Origin of the sequence: Chryseobacterium sp. C39-AII1 (genome assembly GCF_039672645.1) — a bacterium.
GTDB lineage: Bacteria > Bacteroidota > Bacteroidia > Flavobacteriales > Weeksellaceae > Chryseobacterium.
In genome coordinates, this window is the sequence record NZ_JBDFPQ010000003.1 from 14034 (window position 1) to 35706 (window position 21673).

At 34.7% G+C, this 21673-nt stretch carries 19 protein-coding genes; 11 read left to right on the forward strand and 8 right to left on the reverse strand.

The window, feature by feature from the left end; all coding sequences use genetic code 11:
- Nucleotides 1-109 precede the first annotated feature (109 nt).
- Nucleotides 110-1708, reverse strand: coding sequence for a DNA-directed RNA polymerase subunit alpha C-terminal domain-containing protein (locus ABEG63_RS05800; RefSeq protein ID WP_346583689.1), 1599 nt, complete (start codon nt 1706-1708; stop codon nt 110-112).
- A complete protein-coding gene (locus tag ABEG63_RS05805) occupies nt 1705-2400 on the reverse strand; it encodes a hypothetical protein (protein ID WP_346583691.1) in 696 nt (231 codons plus the stop codon). Before ABEG63_RS05805 ends, ABEG63_RS05800 begins: the two co-directional genes overlap by 4 nt.
- Before the next feature lie 380 nt (nt 2401-2780).
- On the opposite strand from ABEG63_RS05805, the gene ABEG63_RS05810 reads away from it, so the two are divergent.
- The 5 genes from ABEG63_RS05810 to ABEG63_RS05830 all read left to right on the forward strand — a co-directional run bounded on the left by ABEG63_RS05810 (nt 2781) and on the right by ABEG63_RS05830 (nt 9876).
- Entirely contained in the window at nt 2781-5261 is a 2481-nt protein-coding gene (locus ABEG63_RS05810; RefSeq protein ID WP_346583692.1) for a hypothetical protein, read from the forward strand.
- 313 nt (nt 5262-5574) lie between these two features.
- Nucleotides 5575-7770 (forward strand): hypothetical protein, encoded by a 2196-nt coding sequence (locus ABEG63_RS05815; RefSeq protein ID WP_346583693.1) that lies wholly within the window; start codon nt 5575-5577, stop codon nt 7768-7770.
- Nucleotides 7771-7772: 2 nt separating this feature from the next.
- Entirely contained in the window at nt 7773-8009 is a 237-nt protein-coding gene (locus ABEG63_RS05820) for a hypothetical protein (protein WP_346583694.1), read from the forward strand.
- An 11-nt stretch (nt 8010-8020) separates the two neighbouring features.
- On the forward strand, nt 8021-9490 hold the full coding sequence (locus ABEG63_RS05825; protein WP_346583696.1) for a M20/M25/M40 family metallo-hydrolase: 1470 nt from the start codon (nt 8021-8023) through the stop codon (nt 9488-9490).
- 191 nt (nt 9491-9681) lie between these two features.
- Nucleotides 9682-9876: a hypothetical protein gene (locus ABEG63_RS05830; protein WP_346583698.1), complete on the forward strand. Its 195-nt coding sequence runs from the start codon at nt 9682-9684 to the stop codon at nt 9874-9876.
- A gap of 299 nt (nt 9877-10175) precedes the next feature.
- Here the strand turns inward: ABEG63_RS05830 and ABEG63_RS05835 are convergent, their stop codons facing one another.
- The 6 genes from ABEG63_RS05835 to folP all read right to left on the reverse strand — a co-directional run bounded on the left by ABEG63_RS05835 (nt 10176) and on the right by folP (nt 15314).
- Entirely contained in the window at nt 10176-10667 is a 492-nt protein-coding gene (locus tag ABEG63_RS05835) for a hypothetical protein (RefSeq protein WP_346583700.1), read from the reverse strand.
- Between the two features lie 161 nt (nt 10668-10828).
- The gene (locus ABEG63_RS05840) at nt 10829-12655 is read right to left on the reverse strand and encodes a hypothetical protein (protein ID WP_346583701.1); all 1827 of its coding nucleotides are present in this window, start codon (nt 12653-12655) and stop codon (nt 10829-10831) included.
- Between the two features lie 3 nt (nt 12656-12658).
- Nucleotides 12659-13657 (reverse strand): glycerophosphodiester phosphodiesterase family protein, encoded by a 999-nt coding sequence (locus tag ABEG63_RS05845; protein WP_346584069.1) that lies wholly within the window; start codon nt 13655-13657, stop codon nt 12659-12661.
- A gap of 1 nt (nt 13658) precedes the next feature.
- Complete coding sequence (locus ABEG63_RS05850) at nt 13659-13889, reverse strand: hypothetical protein (protein WP_346583703.1); 231 nt, start codon at nt 13887-13889, stop codon at nt 13659-13661.
- A 242-nt stretch (nt 13890-14131) separates the two neighbouring features.
- Nucleotides 14132-14533 (reverse strand): ACT domain-containing protein, encoded by a 402-nt coding sequence (locus tag ABEG63_RS05855; protein ID WP_346583705.1) that lies wholly within the window; start codon nt 14531-14533, stop codon nt 14132-14134.
- A gap of 13 nt (nt 14534-14546) precedes the next feature.
- On the reverse strand, nt 14547-15314 hold the full coding sequence (gene folP / locus ABEG63_RS05860) for a dihydropteroate synthase (protein ID WP_346584070.1): 768 nt from the start codon (nt 15312-15314) through the stop codon (nt 14547-14549).
- 437 nt (nt 15315-15751) lie between these two features.
- Between folP and ABEG63_RS05865 the strand changes: the two genes are divergently transcribed.
- The 6 genes from ABEG63_RS05865 (at nt 15752) to tpiA (ending at nt 21258) form a co-directional block, all read left to right on the forward strand.
- Entirely contained in the window at nt 15752-16318 is a 567-nt protein-coding gene (locus tag ABEG63_RS05865; RefSeq protein WP_346583707.1) for a DUF1599 domain-containing protein, read from the forward strand.
- A 1-nt stretch (nt 16319) separates the two neighbouring features.
- Entirely contained in the window at nt 16320-17432 is a 1113-nt protein-coding gene (locus ABEG63_RS05870) for a BT_3928 family protein (protein WP_346583709.1), read from the forward strand.
- A 135-nt stretch (nt 17433-17567) separates the two neighbouring features.
- Nucleotides 17568-17918: a TerB family tellurite resistance protein gene (locus ABEG63_RS05875; protein WP_267406372.1), complete on the forward strand. Its 351-nt coding sequence runs from the start codon at nt 17568-17570 to the stop codon at nt 17916-17918.
- A 19-nt stretch (nt 17919-17937) separates the two neighbouring features.
- Nucleotides 17938-20064 (forward strand): S9 family peptidase, encoded by a 2127-nt coding sequence (locus ABEG63_RS05880; RefSeq protein ID WP_346583712.1) that lies wholly within the window; start codon nt 17938-17940, stop codon nt 20062-20064.
- Nucleotides 20027-20473, forward strand: a complete 447-nt coding sequence (locus tag ABEG63_RS05885; RefSeq protein WP_346583714.1) for a hypothetical protein — start codon at nt 20027-20029, stop codon at nt 20471-20473. Before ABEG63_RS05880 ends, ABEG63_RS05885 begins: the two co-directional genes overlap by 38 nt.
- A 26-nt stretch (nt 20474-20499) precedes the next feature.
- On the forward strand, nt 20500-21258 hold the full coding sequence (gene tpiA, locus ABEG63_RS05890; protein WP_346583717.1) for a triose-phosphate isomerase: 759 nt from the start codon (nt 20500-20502) through the stop codon (nt 21256-21258).
- The last annotated feature ends 415 nt before the right edge of the window (nt 21259-21673 follow it).

The window sequence follows — 21673 nt, forward strand, 5'->3', positions numbered from 1 at the left end:
GGGATTGGTGTTTTATTTTTTTTAATGAGAAAACCTCGCGGGAGGGCGAGGTCTTTTATTTACAAAATTAAATTTTATTAAAAAAAGCAAATGCCATTATTATATAATTTTATCCAGAAATTGTTTCTAATATTTCTGCAATTGCTGCATTTTTTATTAATCTCGATTTAAAAGGTCCTATAAGTTTTAATTGCATTAAATCTTCTTCAGAGACATTCAATAATTCACCAATTGTTACTATATTTATCTCTCTAAGTTTGTTAAGCAACCATGGTGTTAGATCCAAGGTATTTACATTTTTATCTAACTGAACTTTAAATGAATTATAAAATTCTGTTTCTGAAAAATTAATTACTTCGTCAATTTTCAATGTATTAAACAAAGAATTATTTCTACCATACTCAGTAAACATTTCTAATTGTACGTTTGGAATAATTAATTTTGAAATGTTTGCAGGAGTTGTGAATTGAGCTAATATACAACCGAATTTTATCTCATATCTATCTCCAATTTTTGATTTTGTAGCCTTAACTCCACTGTCGTATTTTCTTATAACACCAGTGTAAGTTAAAAGCCTTAAAGCTTCTTTAATTTGTTCGGGAGCTTCTTTAGTAACCCAAAAATATAATGTTGCCTCACTTATTTTCTTATCAATCCTATCTTGAATTTTATTAATTGTTGCTGGTAAAACATGATCTTCTACGAATGTTCTACCCCAATCAATAATTGCTTTATGCCCCTTATACTTTTCACCTAATTGTGTATGTTCCGACCATATTTCATTCCTATAAAATTGTCTAATTACATCATTAATTGTATTTAATTTAAAATTACTACTTAGATCTAATGTTTTCAACAATAAGCGTGGATTTCCACCAGATGCAAAAGCTAAAGTATTAAATAGCTCTTTATTATTATTTATTTTATTTTGCCAGAATTCACCGCCTTGTTTTAGCACTAAAGACAACATATCATCTAAGTATGTTTTCGACAAAATATCTCTATCAACACGTTTTAAAAAAGCATCGTGAGTCATTTCAAAACTCTCACCGTAATGTGTAACACCTGGATAGACAGATGCTTTGCAACTTATAAAAGGGGATTTAAAATCTCTAAATAATGAAAAAAATTGTCTTTGTTGCTCAGGTCTAAAAACATGAGCGGCTTCATCAAAAAAATATGTGATTCGGTTAATATTATTTTCTTCACATATATCTTCTATTGCATCAATTATATCACCTAACTCTGGAAGATTTTCTATATTATTTATATCTAAATTAGGTTTCTTATAGGTTTCTTCAAACTGATTAATCATATCTTCTAGCTGACTCTCACTATTAGCTCCAATCAACGAATTTGCGTACTTTGATATAATAATACCTTTTTTTTGTAAAGATTTAAGTGTCTCCCTTAAAATCTTAGCTAGCATCCAGTAATAGAACTGGTGCTCATATTTACTATGTAATAATGAGCTCTGCATAAAGGTTATATATACTGGTAAAATTCGTAAATCATCAAATTCTTGATACATTTGGGTATTTGCTACCTTCATCAAAAATGATTTTCCGGAACCCCTACTACCTTCAAGAATAATATGTGATTGACTAAAAAAAGACTCCAAAATTTTATCTTCCGTATCACCTGATACAAAAAGTTCTAAAATTTTTTCTTTACTTATACTTTCAGTTCTGTAATAAAATTCACTCATACTGGACCTCCTATATATTTTCTTATTTCATTAATTGTTAACGTTTCTTCAAACATTAGGTCTTCTATATTATTTTTATCAATCTCTTTCAAAAATCTTAACGATAAAATTCTCGAAGAAATTTTTTTAAAATTACTTATATAATTATCAAATAAATCAATTTTTGACAAATCTAATTTAAGTTCAGGCTTAGAATTATTCCATGTAAGATAGTTGCCATGAACCATTTCAGATAATTCTCGATATAAATTTTTTAAAATAGAAAAAGATTCTTCTTGTATACTTTGCAATTCTTTATAATAGGCAGAAAAAAAACGACTAGATAAAATTCCATTTTCTTTACAGGAAATTTCAGCCCATTTTAAATCTCTATCACCATTGAGCCATTCCACAAACTCAATATTATGTGAAGAAAAATAAACAAATCCAGTAATCATTTCTAACGCCAATCTTAATGACACAAAACTCCCTCTGTATAAACCTTGATTAATTTGATGTAAAGAAATTTCGATCTCCTCAATAGAATTTCGTATCATTAGACAATCATATTTATTTTCTAAAGCTTTCACCCATAAATCAAGATTGTTAATTAATTCGTACGTATTTGCTAAATGATTTTCTTTCTTAATTGATTCTTCAAATATTGTATCAGTTTGCTTTTTTAATTCTATCGTATATTCTTTAATATTCATCAGTACAAAGTTTTAATATCGTACAGATATTAAGTATCACGATATTTTGTTAAAAGTAAAAAATTATTAATTCAAAAACAATTATTAATTGAAACTCTTATAAAATTTATCAAAAAAAACAAATTTACTCCTCCTTTAGTATAAAAAATATTTAAAAATAGCCTCTATTAGAAGTAACGTAGTTGTAAACAGTAGAACATTATTTCGCTATAAAAAACCATAACAAAGTTATATTTCTCATTCATACGAGAATTAAAAAGTATGAAGAAAGCTATGCAAAATTGAAATACACCAAATTTCACTTTTAACAAAACATTATACTTTCCCCTCTACTTTCTTAACAATCTTATCAATAGTTTTGCTTCATTCATAAAAAACTAATGACAAAACTATTATCTCCGCTGTTTTTATTCTTTTCAGCACTCCTTTTCAGTCAGAGTGAAATTAAGATTTTCAATAAAGTCAGTAAACAGCCCGTTCATAATGCGGCGGTGTATTGTGATGACGATCTTCTGGGGAAAACAGATTTCAACGGACATTTATCCTTTAAAACAAAATGTAAAAAGGTAGAAATTCTCGCCAGTAACTTTGAAGATGCTTTGGCTGATGTCAAAAAATCGATGGAAGTTCAGATGCAGCCCTTGTCTGAAAAAATGGATAATATCGACCGCGTGGTAATACAAGATAAGAGTGATGCGAGAGCGTTGAGGATTTTAGATGAGGTAAATAAAAGAGCCAAGGAAAATTCGCCAAAATCTCTGGATTCTTACAATTTTAAATCGTATACCAAATTTTCGATTGATGTAGATAAAGATTCGATTGATGCTTATAAAGGCTTTTTAGCCATCAGAAAAGATTCACTTTCCAAAGTGACTCAGAAAGACTTTAAGCAGAAAGAAAGTCAGAAGAAAGATTCGCTGATTAACGAAGATTTCATCAATGCTTCTGAGGAAAGTCAGATGTTTTTATGGGAAAAAGCAACTGAATATAAATTCTCACAGAAGTTCGGTGAAAAAACCAATATTATCGATAACCGAATGTCTGGTTTTAAAAATCCGATTTATGAAGCTTTGGCAATTAATATTTCCAATTTAGACCGTGTTCCAAGACAGCTAAGACCAGAGAACAGGAAGTTATTTAATTTTTACCTTTCCGATACCTTACAGCTTGACGGCAGAAAAACGTATGTGATTAAATTTAAAGAAATCAAAGACAAGAAAAAGCAGAATCCGAGGAAATTCAACGGGAAAATCTATGTAGATTCTGAAACTTATGCCTTAAAAAAGTTTGAAAGTGCCAACAAAAAACGAAACGAAGGCGACATTGTCTCCGTCTGGAAACCCATTAATGGAAAATGGTTTCTGGATTATGAAGATATTAAACTGAAAATGGGCGACCAAACCTTTAATACTTCTAAAAAAGACAGCGTAAGAACGGATACTTTAAAGAAAGGGCAACATCTCAGCGACAGGCAAAAATACAACCGCAAGACCTTTGGAAATTATCTGTACGTAAAAAACCGTTTCTTTGATTTTGATCTGAATGAAGAGCAAAAAGCAGCCGACTTCAAAGGCTATTCTCTGGAAATGAAAAACTCAGACGGAAGCCTGCTTCAACAATACAGAACCGACAGTCTTACCGCAAGAGAAAGCGCGACCTACACAAAAATCGACAGCTTTGTAGAGAAACATGATTTTGAGAAAAAGCTGAGTTTCTTAACTCAATTGATGCGGGGAAATATTCGATACAAAATGATTGATTTTGATATTACTAAAGTTTTCAGTTACAACAAATATCAAGGTGTTCGTTTTGGTGCAGGCATCAAACTGAATGAGAAGTTCAACAAAACATTTTCTCCTGACGGATATTTCGGATATGGATTCAAAGATCACACCTGGAAATATGGTTTAGGTTTGGATGTAAAACTTTCTTCTAAAAGAACTTCTGTTTTCAGGATTGATTATGTAGACGATGTTTTTGCAGCCGGAAGATTCAGCAATACGATGTGGGATATGATGATGAAAGTAAATGATATTAATCTTGATCTTCACAATGCCAATTTCTATAAAAATCAAAAATGGGGAGCATCTTATCTTTATGATCTGTCGAATTCTTTAAGCATGAAAATTGGAGTTAACAACGAAAAACAAGAGGCACTTTTCGATTATCAATATAAAAATTTAGGAAACCAATTCGATAATACGAGCGCTACATTATCATTTAAATTCTCTCCGAACGATAAAAATATCATGACGCCAAGCGGAAAATATACCTATGAAAAAAGCTTTCCTCAAGTGTATATGAATTTTGAAAAAGGATTTGAAACCTTGGGTGGAAATTTAGATTATTTCAGAGCCGATGCGTTGATTATTCACCAATTCAGATCAAAACTGGGGTATACTAATATCAAAATTTTTGGAGGTATTTCTTCTGGAACTGCACCCATCTGGAAAAACTTTGAGATTGCAGGACAAAACGATGCAAACCCCGACAAATGGTATTCTAGTCTTAATACGCCAAACAATTTAGCATTTGCAACCATGCCTTCAGGAACTTTCTTTGCTGATAAATTTGTCGCTTTTAAAGTTTCACAAAACCTGCCTTTCCGATTCAAAACATTGGGTAAAAATTACTCCAATATTGAAATTGAATATCAGGCGGGAATAGGAAATATGAAAAACAGAACCGATCATCAGTTTGAATATCGCGTTTTGGATCATTATTATCAGGAAGCCGGATTGATCTGGAACAAATTTTTAGGAACAAGTTTCGGTGTTGGAATTTCTTATCGATTGGGATATTATCAAACCTCGGAGTTTAAGGATAATGTTGGGTTGAAAATACGATTTAGCGTTCTTTAAATTATATTTAAATACTCCGTCACTTCGAGTGATTTTTTGCAAAAAAAATTGTATCGAGAAGTTTTTGTTTGGAAGACAAATTTTGAGCTTTGGCTCACTTGTTCTCGATACATTTTCCTTCATTTCATTTCGAAAAACACTCGAACGGACGGAAATTCCTAATTCACATTAAAACAAATACAAACTCTCGAAAAATTTCGGGAGTTTTTCTATTAAAGCTAAAAGATAATTCCAATTACGAATCACATTAATATCAATTAACAAAACTTTTCCAACAAAAGAAATATTAGTACTTTTGAGGTTGTTTTTTAAAATGAAAAGGTTTTTACAGCTAATACTCTTCTGCACTTTTATTTTAGGTTTTTCGCAATCGAAAATTACCTCTATCGAAACGGTGGTTATCGAGGATAAAAGTGATCCGAGGGCCTTGGAAATCCTTAAAAAAGTCAATAAAAACTACAAAGAAAACTCTCCGAAAAGCTTAGAATCTTACGTTTATAAATCCTACGAAAAAATTTCGCTTGATATTGATGAAGACAGCATTTCACAGTTCAACAAATTCTTTGACGATACCAATCTTTTAAAGAAAAAAAGAGAAAAAGATTCATTAAACAATATTTCGGCAAAAAAAATCTTCGAGAAAAGTAAACTATTTCTTTGGGAAAGAGCGCAGGAGTTTTTATACTCCAAAAAATACGGTGAAAAGATCAATATTCTTGATAACAGAATTTCCGGACTGAAGCAGCCTATTTATGAAATGATCGCGCTTCAGCAAAGCAACAGAGATAAAGTTCCGAATCAATTAAAGCAAGAAAACAGAGGATTATACCGTTTTTATCTGACCGATTCTATTGAAATGGACGGCAGAAAAACATTTGTCATTCGTTTCAGGGAAGTCAATTACAAAAAATCAAACAAACAAAGGAAATACAACGGTGCTATTTATGTAGATACGGAAACCTACGGCGTAAAAAAGATTGAAAACTTTAGTAAAAATAAAAACGACGGCATTATCACCAGCACATGGACTTTCTTCAATAATAAATGGTTTTTGGCACAGGAAACCGTAAAACTGAAGATGAGCAACATGTCGATGCAGGAAGACAATAAAGAAAATCCCGAGCAGAAAAAAAGCAAGACCAGCTTTGGAACCTATGCTTTTCTGACTTCGCGATATTTCGATTATGTTTCGCCCATCGATGAAGAAAAAAGCGACTTCAAAGGCTATACTTTCACCGTAAAAAATGCAGATGGAAAAAAGCTGGATCTTTATCGTACCGATCCTTTAACTGATCGAGAGCGAAACACCTACAAAACCATCGACAGCCTTGGAAAAAAATATAATATCGACAGAAAAGCACAGGTTTTATCAGGTTTACTGAATGGAGCCATTCGTGTAGGAAGCTTAGATTTTGCTATTGATGAAGTGGTAAATTATAACTTGTATGAAGGTTTCAGAGTAGGTTTGAAAGCGAAATTGAATGAAAATTTCAACCCTTATTTCTCGCCTGATTATTATTTTGCCTATGGTTTTAAAGATGACCGATGGAAATATGGGCTCGGACTGGATATTAAAACGACTTTAGATAAAAACTCGTATTTCAGAATTGAACATTACGATGATGTAACCGCTTCGGGAGAATTTTACAGAAAACTGTGGAGCTTTAAGATGCGTACTTCTAATTACGGAAATAATATCAATAACGATAGATATTATCATTTTCGAGGGGTTTCTGTATCATACAATAATGATTTAACGAATGCGCTCACGGTGGTTTTGAATGCCAGAAGAAACCGTGAAGAAGCAAAATTTGATTATAGTTTCAGAAACAGCGGCGCCTCTTTTGAAAATTTCAACACGCTGGTTACGCTGAAATATTCTCCGAATTCTACTAATATCATGACGCCACAGGGAAAATCGCTGATCGATCAAAAATTTCCTGAAATATATCTTAATTACGAACAGAGTTATAAAATGTTCGGTGGAGATTTTGATTATACTCGTTTCGATATGCTTTTCCTTCATAATTTTAAAACAAAATTGGGAACCACAGGTTTCAGATTGTATGGCGGAATTATGTTAGGTGAAGCTCCGATCTGGAAAAATTTCACGATGAACGGGTTGGCTTCCCCACGAAAAGATTTCAACTTCAACCTTACGTCTTACCTTGGTTTTGCCACATTGGAAGGCGGTAAATATTATAATGATAAATTTGTAGCCTATTATCTTACGCATAAGCTTCCGGTATATTTCAAAAGTTTTGGGCAGAATGTTTCAAGTTTCGATTTCGTATTAAGAGGAACCATCGGAGATATGAAGCATCCGGAATATCATGATTTCAGATTCCGAAAGCTCGATCATTTGTATCAGGAAGTTGGTTTGGAGTGGAATAATTTCCTTTCAAGCTATTTCAATTTAGGATTATTTTATAGAGTTGGGTATTACACTACACCGAATTTTAAGCAAAATTTTGCCATTCAGTTTAAATTAAAATTATTAGATTTTTAATCATGCAGAGAATAGAAATAAAAGCAGATCAGTTTTTTGAATTATTAAAATTAAAAGATACCTCGATGTGGGAGATTTTTGCCCAAATGATGGACGGAAATGAAAAGGAGATCATCTTTTTAGACAACGAAGACAAAATACTTTTCAACTACATTTTGCCTTCTACGCCGGAAAAGCTTGAAGAAGACCGCGCAGAATTTTCAAAACAATTCTCTGATAAATTGATGAATTTAAATTAAATGAAGAGGCTATGAACAGAAACTATTTATTATCAATACTGAGTGTACTGATTTTCAGTGTCGGCAACGCACAAAACTACAAAAAACCATTGGTTTCGGCAATCAAAGAGACAGATCTTAGAAAAGATATGTACGAAATGGCTGCCGACCAGTTTTGGGGACGTGAAGCAGGAACTTTAGACGAACTAAAGGTATCGATGTGGTTGGCCGACAAAGCGAAAGAAGCAGGAATGAAACCCGCGGGGGACAACGGAACTTTCTTCCAGTTTTTTGATATGTACAGACATCAGGTGGTGCCGCAAAGTACATTAAAATTGGGAGATCAACAGTTAAAAATCTGGAAAGACTTTTTGGTGGCAGAACCTGTAAATGCGAATATCGATACAGAAATTGTATACGCAGGAAATGCTGAACCGGATGATCTTTCAAAACTAAACATCAAAGGAAAAATACTTGCGATAAACGCTTCCGATAAAAATATCGAAAAAGATATGACGCTTTTCGTAAGAAGATATCCGGGGTTTGTAAGAACGAAATATTACAACAAAGCTTTCGAATTGGGAGCTAAAGGTATTATTTTCATTACAGACGATACTTCCGATAAAAGCTGGGTTGAAGTACTTCCGCAAATGACAAGAGGAGCTTACGGCGGAGAAGGTTTAAGACAAAAAGTAACGAATAATATTCCGATTTTATGGATTAAGAGAGAAAATGCAAACTGGGTAAAGAATAATCCTAAAGTTTCATTAAATCTTATTACGGAAACTTATAAATATCCGTCAGTAAACGTAATCGGGAAAATTGACGGTACAGATCCAAAACTGAAAAACGAATATGTGCTGCTAAGCGGTCACCAGGATCACGATGGCATCAGACATCCTGTGAAAAATGATACCATTTATAACGGAGCAGACGATAACGCAAGTACTTGCGTAGCAATGTTGGCAATGGCGAGAGCGTATAAAAAACAGCCGGGAAAACGCAGTGTTCTGTTTGTGTTTCACGGTGCTGAAGAAAGAGGTCTTTTAGGTTCAAGATGGCATGCAGCGCATCCTGTAGTTCCGAAAGAAAGTATTGTTGCCGTTCTGAATGGCGATATGATCGGAAGAAATGATAACAACGAAGCCGCTTTATTAGGAGGAAATGCTCCGCATAAAAACTCTGAAGAGTTGGTGAAAATGGCAGAGGATGCGAACGACGAAAGCACGAAATTCACCTATCTGAAAGATTGGGATTCGCCGAAACATGCTGAATATTTCTACTTCCGAAGTGACCATCTTCCGTATGCAAAAGCAGGAATTCCTGCGGTGTTTTTCACAAGTGTTTTGCACGACCAATATCATACACCGCAAGACGAATCTGAAAATATCAATTATAAAAAGCTTTACAAAATGACGGAATGGATGTACCGCACGTCATGGAAAGTAGCCAACGAAACAGAACGCCCGAAAGTAATCTCTAATTTTACACTAGAAAGGTAATTTGAGTTGGATTTTTGAGTTGGAGAATTTGAGAGTCGGAGGGTTTTAAGGCTTGAGCTTTATAACTAAGCTTTCTATCATATAATGCTTCGCTATATTTAATATAACTTTTAGTTTGTTGAATGTAGCGAAGCTTTTTTTATGGTTAATGATTAAGGGTTTATAATCAACAGCATTTCTCTAGGGATGTCATGCTGAGCGCAAAGCAGTCGAAGCATTTTACTAATACCCAAAAAACCCACTCTCCCCGTTCCGGAATGATACAACGAGGTTCTGAAATGGTAGATCGGGGTTGGCAGACCCCGATGGTGGGGGTTTCGAAATATGATAATGGGGTTTTGAAGTGCGGGATTGGGGTTCTGAGGGTAGATTTCGGGGTTCCCTAACCCCGATTTCGAGGTCTGAAATACCGTGCGACCACTCCGGAACCCCGACAGACCATTCTGAAACCCCAAACGTGGAGTTGAAGAACCTCAACAGCGCCATTATAAAGTCCGACTACGCAGTGAAGAACCTCGAAAAGGGACTTTTAAACCGCATCAACGGAGTTTAGCAACCCAAAATTCGCAGTAAAAAAGTCCGTGACAGGGGTCGCGGACTTCTTTGTTGAGGTTGGAAACATCGAGATTGCTGTTCTGAGCTTTGTTTATCGTGAGTCTGTAGAACGATCGATTGTTTTCTCTCCTTATTTGTTTATACCTTCACTCGGTTTTGAAGGCATTTTAGCAACAGGAGCAAAAAACTGTTTCAGTTCGTTTTGCTTGATTTCGTAGCCCGATGCTGCGGTTCCTGCTTTGTAGGCTGTGAAGGCATAATCTGTAAGCGCCGCCTGATAGTTATCAAAATCATGAAGAATTTTTGCGTTCTTCAGCTTTGTGGTCAGGCTTTCTAGTCTTGCGATAAGGTTTTCGTAGTTTTGGCGCGAGATAAAATCTCTTTCATACTCTGACCAGTCTACTTCCGAAGCTTCCAGCTCGGGTTGATTTCTATGAAAATCATATACTTTATTCACGAAGAGCTTATTCTGCTCATTAATACTCCCATACTTCTGGCGATCGTCGGCAGAGAGGTTGATATTGATTTCCTGTAGTGATGATTCTAATAGAGACAGTGCGTTTTTAGCAGTCTCAACCTGATCGTTCGAAAGGTGCACATTGTTTAAATTGGTAATCGGCATTTTTTTTCTGTTTTAAAAATTAAAATTATTGTTTGTGTTTTTTTAATCCTTCTGAAAGTGAGGATGTAAAAAGATATACGAATGTAATAAATATTTGTATTGAATGAATATTTTTCTTTAGAAATGAAAAATCCCGCCGTGGAGACAGCGGGAAGGTTGAGTTATTTAATTTGAGGTTTTATTGTCCAGAGTTTTGTAGGACTTATAGTACCTTCAGAATTATCCAGACCGCTAAATTCTGTCCCTACATATTCATATCTTTGGGGATCCCAAGTAAATCGTGTTAAACTCTTAGGATAAGATCTTATTCTATCTCCACTCACATTTCGTATGATATACATGGGTTTGCCGTTTGCATCATCTTTAAAATACAATAAATCAAACTTACAGACATCTGCATAAGTAGGATTCTCGAGCATATTTAAGTAAGAAGCATCTCCTTGCATCAAACATCTATCCTCTGCTCTTCCAACATAATTATTTGCCTCCGGTGCTTTATATGTAAGAATTTTATAAGCATCTTTTCCACTATCAAAATGTGCTTGATTAAACTCCGGATTTTGGCTCTTAAAACCTATTGGAGTATTAAGTTCTGGCCCCCATTTTACAGTATTATTTCTCTCATATGAAAATATCTGTACAGGTCCGCTATAATTTCGCTCCGGACCTCTCGCAAATTTAAATGCTGCTGTGATGCCAAATAGAGCTCTTTCTTTTTCGGCAGGAGGGCTGGCAAATGTTAACCATTCTTTATCATCTGTATTATAAGATTGAAGGTACCCCTGTGTTCCGACCCGTTTTAACCTAAACTGATCAGCAAGGGGCTCCAACATCGAATAAGGATTATCTACATTTCGTTCATATGTATATGAATCATTAGTTGATCTTCCTGTAAAGATGTAATTGCTTAAATTTGTTCTTTGAAGAATTCCTCCCTCCAACATATTCTGAAACTGAAATCCAGTGACATCAAGAGGTTTCATCATCATAAAACGATTGTATCCAAAAGGGCTGGCACTTTGGTTACTTCCAAAAATGATATACTGATCCATCTTTTCGGCGTATCTAAAATTATCTTGGCTCTGTAAGCCCAAATACCCTATATTTCCACGACTATTGCCTGCAATCTCATACGAAACCCCTTCGTATAATGGAGATTGTATATAAAAATTGTTGAGCATGTACTCTGGTTTCCATACAGGATACCGTACAAAGGAATCATAAATAAGATCATCCATTCTTTCAGCTTTTACAAATGGTTCTGAAGGTAACTTTCCCATCATCCAACATTCATTATCATCGTAATTAATACCCTCGAAGGGATCTACATAATAAAATCTAGAGAACAGTACCCCCCCTGGTCTTGATATAAACAATTTAGTCCTTTTTCCATCTATTCTATCCAAAGTCATCCCAAAAAAGAAAAAGCCATTGGTTTCTTCCATTTTCTCTACCGGAACATCCATCCTGATAACAGGCACCATCACTGTACCACCTGCTAGTTTGTTCCGTAAAACAGAAATGGTAATCTTCTTATTCTTTATTGTACATAAAGCCTTTGCGTTTTTATTTTGCTTATCTCTTATGCTAAAAAGTATTCCTTCCTTATTCCCGTTATAAACCTCATCGGTAAAACGAAACCAACAAGAGAACTGAAAACTTCCTCCAACAATATAGCCTAATCCTTTAGCCAAAACATACCCGTTATCACCATTTATGCCAAGCGCCTGTCCATTGTTCCCAAATCTATCGGATGCCGTAGCTAGATTTCCCGAAAGTACTTGTAAAGGTTCTCCTTGTTGTGTAATATCATCTAAAAAAGAATTCCCTGCTTGCATAGGATAATAGATAGGATAACTGGTATGTGAACTAGATTCAATCATTTCTAACTTTCGTGTATTATCTTTAAAAAAGACTTCCTGAGCAGTACTGTTTACAGCAAAGAACAGTACTATAAGTATTGTGAAAAAATATTTATAGTTTCTCATATTTTAGTTTTTTTGTGTTGGTAAATCCGGTCTTTTTCCAATTAATTTCAAATTTTCTGCAAGAGTCTCAGGATCATCTGTAATGATGTATCCGTTTACCCCTTGGGTATAAGTTCCTGTATTTTCGGGGTCAAGAAGATAATTCCAGTCTCCGCGTGCATCATATGCATCATTACAACATTGGCCTATGTTTTCATTTCCCTTATATCTACCTTCATAGGTATCAGGATAAGTATTGAATACGTGTACCCTTACTCTATTTTTTTCCCTGATGGCTTTAACTACGGGTAAAAGATCCTTATCATCACTATTTCCCCGATATCCCAGCTCATAGCCTTTTGCCAAACATCTATTGACGCCGCCTCCAGTACAAGTATTTTCCCACTCTTCATATGCTTTCATAGGGTTTCCTTCATGACTAGGATTACTCATAGTAATCATAGGAAAGAAAATAACTTTATCTTTCTGGGCAGCACTTAGAGGATTAAAATATTGGCTGTAATATACATTCACCGGTAAATTAGCAGTTTTGAAAATACAGACATGAAAAGCATCTTCTTCCTGTACGATATCCCAAACCTTCCGAAAAACATTTATATCGCCAATATCTAAATTAATAAGAGATGAGGTTTCATTTTTCATATACCGCAAAACATCTCTGAAGAGAGGGACTCTACTATCTGTGTAAGAGAAATCTGCTTTTTTAAGTGTAAGACTTTTCACTTGTTCCCAAGTATAATGATCATAATGACCATAAGTATCACGTCCCTGCCCCACTCCTGGAAATTTATCCAAAAAATCAGTCGTTCGTTGTAAATAATCATCATGCATTACATATACACTGTCATCCTTAGATTTTTTAATATCCAGCTCTACAATATCAGCTTTTGCTTCAGCTGTGCCTAGCTGCAAAGCTTTTATTGCTTCCATAGAGTTCTCCGGTTCTGTACCGCCATTATACTGCGCACGGTGAGAGGCAGTGATAACTAAATTGGGTTGAATACTACCAGATGTAAGAACCCTTTATTGTCAATATTCTATCTGAAGTATCTGCTGCCATCGGTTTATTTTTCAACCGTTTGTATTCTTCACTAAGCTGTGCTTTGTTCCCGGAAGCATCAACTTTAGGTATCCGTTGTCGTTCTCTTTTCGCCTTTGTTTCGGTTTCTAGCTGTGCATTAATCTGCACAAGACCCCATAGAAGGAGGGTTATTAAACATAGTAGTTTTTTCATGTCACAGTTGTTTTTATTGATTTTTCACTTTCTAAGTTACAGAAAAATAAAATACAGATACAACGTTATTTTAACATAAAATAAAAATTAATATTCAATTAATTAGACATATCATTACAAATTTCCCATACCACCGTATTATTCACTGATTATTTATATAAAAAAAATCGTGAAAAAATTTTTCTTCTTCACGATTTTTATAATAATTCGTTTTAATCTGATACTCTTGTAAACTATATCACTCAGATTCCCTCTTCAGATAATCTGTGAAGTTCTTTCATTGCTGCTTCGGCATCTTTTGTCGCAACAAAAATATGTTCATGAAAATACCCTGCAACCACATTACAGCTTATATTTTTTGAAGTCAGCGCTTTTGAAAAAGCAGCCGTAAGACCAACTGCTTCAAGAGAGGAATGGATCTTCAGGGTAATCCACGAAGCGATAAACCCATAAGAAAGATTGAGCTGATCTGCCAATTCTTTTCTAATAATCAACGTGATACCTTCCTTTTCCTTGAAAAAGCAAACAATCTCCTTCAGTTCTATTTCCGGTAGCTTTTCTACGGTACAAAATACATATTCGCCTTCATTCAATTCAGGCTTCATAGATTGTAATAATATTTTCAGGTCTTTTTCTCCCGTCATTAAATTTATTTTTTTAAAGATTATTAAAAATTTTCAGTGTAGCTGCTGCTTCTGCAACATCATGTACACGAAGAATTTTCGCGCCTTGTTGCAACACTTTCAAATGAAGTTTCTGCGTTTCTTCATTAATATCCAAAGGAGATTTTCCTAAAGGTTTATAAATAAAAGATTTTCGCGAAATCCCAATTAACAAAGGAAATTTTCCAAAACCTAAATATCGAACTTCATCAATCATTTTCATCTGATCTTCTACTGTTTTTCCAAAACCGAAACCGGGATCCAGAATAATATCATTCACTCCTTTTGCTAATAATTCGGCTGTTTTTTTTGAAAAATATTGATTGACAGCCAATGTAATATCATCAAATTTCACTTTTTCATGCATCGTTTCGTAAGAAGGATTAACGTGCATTAAGATATAAGGAAGTTTGGTTTCTGCCGCTTCATCAAACATCTGTTCGTCATAATGTCCGCCGGAAATATCGTTGATGATATCCATTCCTTCATTGAAACCGAATTTTACCGTTTCTGCATAAAAAGTATCAATGGAAATTAAAGCTTCGGGAAATTCTTTTTTGATATTTGAAATTATACTTCCCATTCGTCTGATTTCTTCCTTTGCACTTAAAAATTCAGCATTCGGACGTGTAGATTGCGGACCGATGTCAATAATCTCTGCACCTTCTTTCAATAGTTGCTCAGCATGTTGCAACGCAGCTTTTTCATTATTAAATTTTCCGCCATCAGAAAAAGAATCCGGAGTAAGGTTCAAAATTCCCATGATTTTGGGAGTGGATAAATCGATAAGTTTTCCGTTGCAGTTGATGGAATGTGTGGGAGGGTTGGAGGGTTTGAGAGTATTAGAGTGAGAGTGTTTTAGAGTTGGAGAGTTTGAGATTTTTGGAGATGATGATTCAGAAGATTTATTGTCGGACATGATAGGTTTAAAATTTATACTACAAAATTAAAGCAAAAGAAATAAAATATTTACTTCAAAAAAAAACTCTTTTTCCCTCAAACATTTAAAACATATCCCCCTAATACTCCACCACGCTCAAACACAAAAACTCTAATACTCTCAAACCCTAAAACTCTCCCACTCTCCTACACAAAAAATCTAAAACTCTCCCACACTCCCAACGGAAAACTCCAAAAAACTAATCCCTAATTCCTGCTACCTAAAACCTATTTTGTATATTTGAAAGATTAAGAGAATTTATGCTAAAAACATCAGTACAGTTCGAGGAAATTATAGGTCAGTGTCGCGATTTGTTCGGTAAAAAACTGAAAGATTACGGAGCCGCTTGGAGAGTTTTAAGACCAAGTTCTATTACGGATCAGATATATATTAAAGTCAACAGAATCCGCACTTTACAAATGACCGATAAAAAAATGGTAGATGAAAGTGAAGAAGACGAATTCGTTGCTGTTGTGAACTACTCTATCATCGGACTTATTCAGCTGGAGAAAGGTTTTTCCAACGATTTCAACGAAAATACAGAAGAAATTTTAAAGCTTTACGATAAATATTCCCACGAAGCAAAAGCTTTGATGGAAAGAAAAAATCATGATTATGGCGAAGCTTGGAGGGATATGAGAATTTCTTCGATCACTGATCTCATCTATCAGAAAGTTTTAAGAACAAAACAAATAGAAGACAATCAAGGCGTTACCATCGTTTCAGAAGGTTTAGATGCCAACTATTTCGATATGCTGAACTATGCAGTTTTCTGCCTGATAAAATTCTCCGAACAAGAAAAAAATTTCGAACCAAAAACTATTTAACATGATCAAAGGTTTATTACGTTTCATTATTGCCGTTATATTCATCCTTTCAGGCTTTGTAAAAGCGGTGGATCTGGTAGGTTTTTCATTCAAAATGGAGGAATACTTCTCCCCTGCCGTTTTCAATATGCCGTTTCTGGAAAAATTTGCCTTACTGTTTTCAATTATCGTAGTGGTTCTGGAACTGCTTTTAGGCTTTATGCTTCTGTTAAAATTGAAACTGAAATTCACTCTTTCAGCATTAATTGCGTTGTGCATTTTCTTTGGTTTCCTTACGTTTTACTCGGCCTATTTTAATGTAGTGACCGATTGCGGATGTTTTGGAGATGCAATCAAATTTACGCCTTGGCAAAGTTTCATTAAAGATGTTGTGCTTTTGGTGGGATTAATTGTTGTTTTCATCTTTTATAGAAAAGACTTTAAGAAAAAAGATGCTTATACATTCAGCAGCAAAAAAGAAGCTTCGAATAAGCCTAAATATATCTTGTTGGGAATATTTTCTTTAGCGATGATCTATATTATGGCGCATGGAATTATTCAGGAACCGATCATTGATTTCCGTGATTATAAATTGGGAACCAATTTAAAAACTGAAAAAGAAAAAATTGCTAAAAATCCTTCAGAATACAAAACTTTTTACTCTCTTAAAAATACGAAGACAGGAGAAGTTTTAAAGGTAAATCAGGATGATTATATCAAAGAAACAAAATACTGGGCTGAAGGTTCGCCGTGGAAAATTGAAGACGGAAAGAATGAATCTGTTTTAGTAAAAGAAGGCTACAAATCTGAGATCGTGAAATTTAAGATCGAAGATCTTACAGGAATTGACCTTACGGATGAGATCATTAAAGCTCCGAAAGCTATTTTGGTTTTCTCTTATCATCCAAAAGAAGTTTCTCCAGAGCTTTTAGCACAAATTGAAGCAAAAGTGAAAGGACAAAAGGCTAATATTATCTATGGAGTTTCAACAGATCATAATACATTCAAAACCATCAAAAATGCAATGATGGATGCGACTGCCATTAAAACAATTGCAAGAAGCAATCCTTTCGTTCTGATCTTAGAAAACGGAAAAATCGTAGAGAAAACGCCTGCGAAAGACTATGTAAAATAACGAATGTTGAATGGTCTATAATCAATTATGAATGGTCAATTGTGAATTTTAAAACGACTACTCAAACTACAAACAGCCAGCCACAAGAAACTAGAAACCATCAACCAAAAATTAACAAACAACTAACATAATACAATGCAAAAATCAAATAAATCAATTGCCGGTTATCACTTATTAATGATCCTTTCATCTGTAGACGGTGATTTTGCACCGGAAGAAGGAATGCTTATTCAGCAATATCTGGCGGATGAATTTCCTTTCAGAATGAATCTGGATAATGAATTGGAAACCCTTGCTTTATTGCAGCCTGAAGAATGGAAAGATCATTTTGAATTCCATGCACGTTGCTTCCAAGATGATTCTACAGAGGATGAAAGAGTGAAGTTTGTGCAGTTTGCTAAATCTTTAATCAAAGCAGACAATAAGGTGACGGACGAAGAGCATACTTTCTACACGCTTCTGAAGAATCTTTGGCATTTGAACTAAGCTAAAAAACATTAAAACCATGAAAAAGCTTTATTTAACCCTATTCGTAATGAGTGCAGCTACATTTCAGTCTCAAAAATTCCCCGATTTAAAAGCTCCGATTGCTGAAAAGCAGGAACATATCAGAGATATTCACGGTGATAAAGTAAACGATCCTTATTACTGGATGATCGATTATTTTAAAAAAGCAAAGGATTCAACCAAAGTGGTGGATTATCTGAAGGCTGAAAATACCTATTGGGAAGGCATGATGAAAGATACAGAACCTTTCAGAGAAAAGCTTTTCCAGGAAATGAAAGCCAGAATTAAGGAGAAAGATGAGTCGGTTCCGCTTTTCAAAAACGGCTATTATTATTACACCAGAACTGAAACCGGCAAACAGTATTTTAAATATTGCAGAAAAAAAGCCAGCCTTACTGCGCCTGAAGAAATTCTTCTGGATGTTGACCAACTGGCAGAAGGTCATGCGTATTATTCGGCTTCGGGTTTCAGCATCAGTCCGGATAATATGAAGATGATTTATGGGGTTGATGATGTTTCGAGAAGACAATATCGACTATTTTTAAAAGATCTTTCGACCGGAAAAACTACGGAATTGGGTATTAAAAATACCACAGGTTCTGCAACGTGGGCGAATGATAATAAAACCATTTTCTACACCGGAAAAAATCCTGAAACACTTCTTACGGAGAAAATTTTCAGACATACTTTGGGAACAGATGCTTCTAAAGATGTGATGGTTTATGAGGAAAAAGATAAATCTAATTATATCGGCGTTGGAAAATCTAAGAATGAAAAATTCATTATGATTTATTCCGGAGCCACGACTTCATCCGAAACAAGGTATCTGAAAGCTGATGAACCGAATGGAACATTCAAAGTTTTCCAACCGAGAATGAAGGATGTTCTGTATGATGTAACGCCTCTTGAAGATAAATTTTTAATCACTACCAATAAAGACGCGCTTAATTTCAAAGTGATGGAAACACCTTTGGATAAAACCAGCGTTGAAAACTGGAAAGATTTTATTCCGCACAGAAAAGAAGTTTTGATGGAAGGGATCAGTGAGTTTAAAAATTATCTGGTATTCAGCGAAAGACAAAACGGACTTTCACAATTGGTGATCTATGACAGAAAAACGGGTAAAAAAGAATTTCTGAAATTTGATGAAGCTGCCTACACGGTTTATCCTTCAGGGAATCCGGAATATAATACGGATAATTTCCGTTTTGGATATACTTCGATGATCACACCAAGTTCACAATTCGAACAGAATTTAAAAACAGGAAAAAGAACTTTATTAAAGCAACAGGAAGTTTTAGGTGGTTATAATAAAGAAAATTATATAACGGAAAGACTTTTTGCCACCGCAAAAGACGGAACAAAAATCCCGATTTCCATAGTTTATAAAAAAGGATATAAAAAAGATGGGAACAATCCGCTTCTGCTCTATGCTTACGGTTCTTACGGAAGTTCTATGGATGCAACGTTCAGCAGCACAAGACTGAGCCTTCTCGACAGAGGTTTTGCATATGCCATTGCACACATCCGCGGAGGTCAGGAAATGGGAAGACAATGGTATGAAGACGGTAAAATGATGAAAAAGAAGAATACTTTTACCGATTTCATCGATGCCGGAGAATATTTAGTTAAAGAAAAATATACTTCACCGAAACATTTATATGCTCAAGGCGGTAGTGCAGGAGGTCTTTTGATGGGAGCCATAGTGAATATGAGCCCGAACTTATGGCATGGAGCGATTGCTCAGGTTCCGTTTGTAGATGTTGTGAACACCATGCTAGATGAAACGATTCCGTTAACAACCAATGAATACGATGAATGGGGAAATCCAAACAATAAAGAGGCTTATCTCTACATGAAATCTTATTCTCCTTACGAAAATATTGAAAAGAAAAACTACCCTAATATTTTAGTAACAACCGGTTTACACGATTCTCAGGTACAGTATTTTGAGCCTGCAAAATGGGTGGCAAAATTGAGAGATATGAAAACCGATAACAACGTTTTATTGCTAAAAACTGATATGGCTTACGGGCATGGCGGTGCTTCAGGAAGATTTGATTATCTGAAAGATACTGCGTTGGTGTATGCTTTTATGTTTAAACTGGAAGGAATCACAAAATAAAAACTATGAAAATCTATTAGTACTAGCACTCCTAATAATAGGAATTGGGATAACAGCTCAAAAAAGAGAATATGACCCTAAAATGGTGGGTTGCTATAAAGGGTCCGAAAAAAATCAGCAGATTGATGGACTTTCTAAATATTGGGTTTCTTGCCGATTAGAGGGAGGAAAGAGTATTTTGATGTTTGTGGCTATCGATGAGAATGGAGACGTACAGCAAGAAACGGAGAATGGTAAATGGTGGACAAGCAATGGCAAATATTATGAACTTCACAATTTTGATAAGGTGATAGATGTATATAGTTATGAAATTTTAGGGAGTGGTGATGTTAAGTTTCAATCTATTGAACTGATGGGTAAAAAAGATAATACCTACACATTTATTGATACTAAAATAGAAGAAGATTAAACAAAAAAATAGATAATATAAGAATTATGAGAAGAAAGATCGTTGCAGGAAACTGGAAAATGAACAAAAATGTGATTGATGCTCAACAATTAATGACTCAGTTACAGGATTATAAAAACAATAACGCAACCAACTGCGAAGTTTGGATCGCCCCTCCTACTTTATATTTAATGATGGCAAAAGATGTTTTCGAGAATGATGAGATCGGAGTTTTTGCTCAGGACATCAGCGAGCACGTAAGCGGAGCGTATACAGGAGAAATTTCTGTAGACATGCTGGAATCAATTGACGCAACAGGTTCTTTAATCGGACATTCTGAAAGAAGACAATACCACGGAGAAACAGATTCTCACTGCAACAGAAAAGTGAAATTGGCTTTAGATAAAGGTTTAATCCCGGTGTATTGCAACGGTGAAACTTTAGAGCAAAGAAAAGCTGGACAGCATTTTGAAGTGGTTAAAAATCAAACAGAAGTTGCCCTTTTCACGCTTTCTGCGGAAGAAATTAAAAAAGTAGTGATCGCTTACGAACCAGTTTGGGCTATCGGAACAGGCGAAACGGCAACTCCGGAACAGGCTCAGGAAATCCACGCTTATATCAGAAGTATTATTGCTGCAAAATACGGTCAGGAAGTTGCTGATGAGATTTCTATCCTTTACGGAGGTTCTGTAAAACCGGATAATGCTAAAGAAATTTTCTCTCAACCTGATATCGACGGAGGTTTAATTGGCGGAGCAGCTTTGAAAGTAGAAGATTTCTCTAAGATTATCGAAGGATTTAATTAAGAATAATTTTCTTTGAATATATAATAACGCATCTTTTGGGTGCGTTATTTTTTTATTTTTACACAAAAAACTAATTTAAAATTACCCTGAAAAACTCATTAAATTCTTTGTAGCATTGGGCTATTGAGCTTATTCATACAAAATACGGATACCACAGATTACGTATAAATACTTAATTTATATCGTTTCGGTTTTGCTACTTTTATACAATAATAATATTCCATGAACATCATATTAAAGCTTTTCTATTACAAAAGAGCAATTCTAAACTACGCCTCTACTTCGAAGATAGTGAAAGTAAAAGAACAATAAGAAATATTACGTTTCGAGCTTCTTTTAATTATTAAATAAATGATTATCAGTAAACATCAAAGATTCTTAAAATTACATTCATCACGAAGTCATTATTTATTCT

Bases quoted from the DNA above. Each gene is read 5' to 3' on its own strand.
- ABEG63_RS05800 (WP_346583689.1), bottom strand. From the start codon at position 1,708: ATGAGTGAATTTTATTACAGAACTGAAAGTATAAGTAAAGAAAAAATT.
- ABEG63_RS05805 (WP_346583691.1), bottom strand. From the start codon at position 2,400: ATGAATATTAAAGAATATACGATAGAATTAAAAAAGCAAACTGATACA.
- ABEG63_RS05810 (WP_346583692.1), top strand. From the start codon at position 2,781: ATGACAAAACTATTATCTCCGCTGTTTTTATTCTTTTCAGCACTCCTT.
- ABEG63_RS05815 (WP_346583693.1), top strand. From the start codon at position 5,575: ATGAAAAGGTTTTTACAGCTAATACTCTTCTGCACTTTTATTTTAGGT.
- ABEG63_RS05820 (WP_346583694.1), top strand. From the start codon at position 7,773: ATGCAGAGAATAGAAATAAAAGCAGATCAGTTTTTTGAATTATTAAAA.
- ABEG63_RS05825 (WP_346583696.1), top strand. From the start codon at position 8,021: ATGAACAGAAACTATTTATTATCAATACTGAGTGTACTGATTTTCAGT.
- ABEG63_RS05830 (WP_346583698.1), top strand. From the start codon at position 9,682: ATGCTGAGCGCAAAGCAGTCGAAGCATTTTACTAATACCCAAAAAACC.
- ABEG63_RS05835 (WP_346583700.1), bottom strand. From the start codon at position 10,667: ATGCCGATTACCAATTTAAACAATGTGCACCTTTCGAACGATCAGGTT.
- ABEG63_RS05840 (WP_346583701.1), bottom strand. From the start codon at position 12,655: ATGAGAAACTATAAATATTTTTTCACAATACTTATAGTACTGTTCTTT.
- ABEG63_RS05850 (WP_346583703.1), bottom strand. From the start codon at position 13,889: ATGAAAAAACTACTATGTTTAATAACCCTCCTTCTATGGGGTCTTGTG.
- ABEG63_RS05855 (WP_346583705.1), bottom strand. From the start codon at position 14,533: ATGACGGGAGAAAAAGACCTGAAAATATTATTACAATCTATGAAGCCT.
- folP (WP_346584070.1), bottom strand. From the start codon at position 15,314: ATGGGAATTTTGAACCTTACTCCGGATTCTTTTTCTGATGGCGGAAAA.
- ABEG63_RS05865 (WP_346583707.1), top strand. From the start codon at position 15,752: ATGCTAAAAACATCAGTACAGTTCGAGGAAATTATAGGTCAGTGTCGC.
- ABEG63_RS05870 (WP_346583709.1), top strand. From the start codon at position 16,320: ATGATCAAAGGTTTATTACGTTTCATTATTGCCGTTATATTCATCCTT.
- ABEG63_RS05875 (WP_267406372.1), top strand. From the start codon at position 17,568: ATGCAAAAATCAAATAAATCAATTGCCGGTTATCACTTATTAATGATC.
- ABEG63_RS05880 (WP_346583712.1), top strand. From the start codon at position 17,938: ATGAAAAAGCTTTATTTAACCCTATTCGTAATGAGTGCAGCTACATTT.
- ABEG63_RS05885 (WP_346583714.1), top strand. From the start codon at position 20,027: ATGCTTTTATGTTTAAACTGGAAGGAATCACAAAATAAAAACTATGAA.
- tpiA (WP_346583717.1), top strand. From the start codon at position 20,500: ATGAGAAGAAAGATCGTTGCAGGAAACTGGAAAATGAACAAAAATGTG.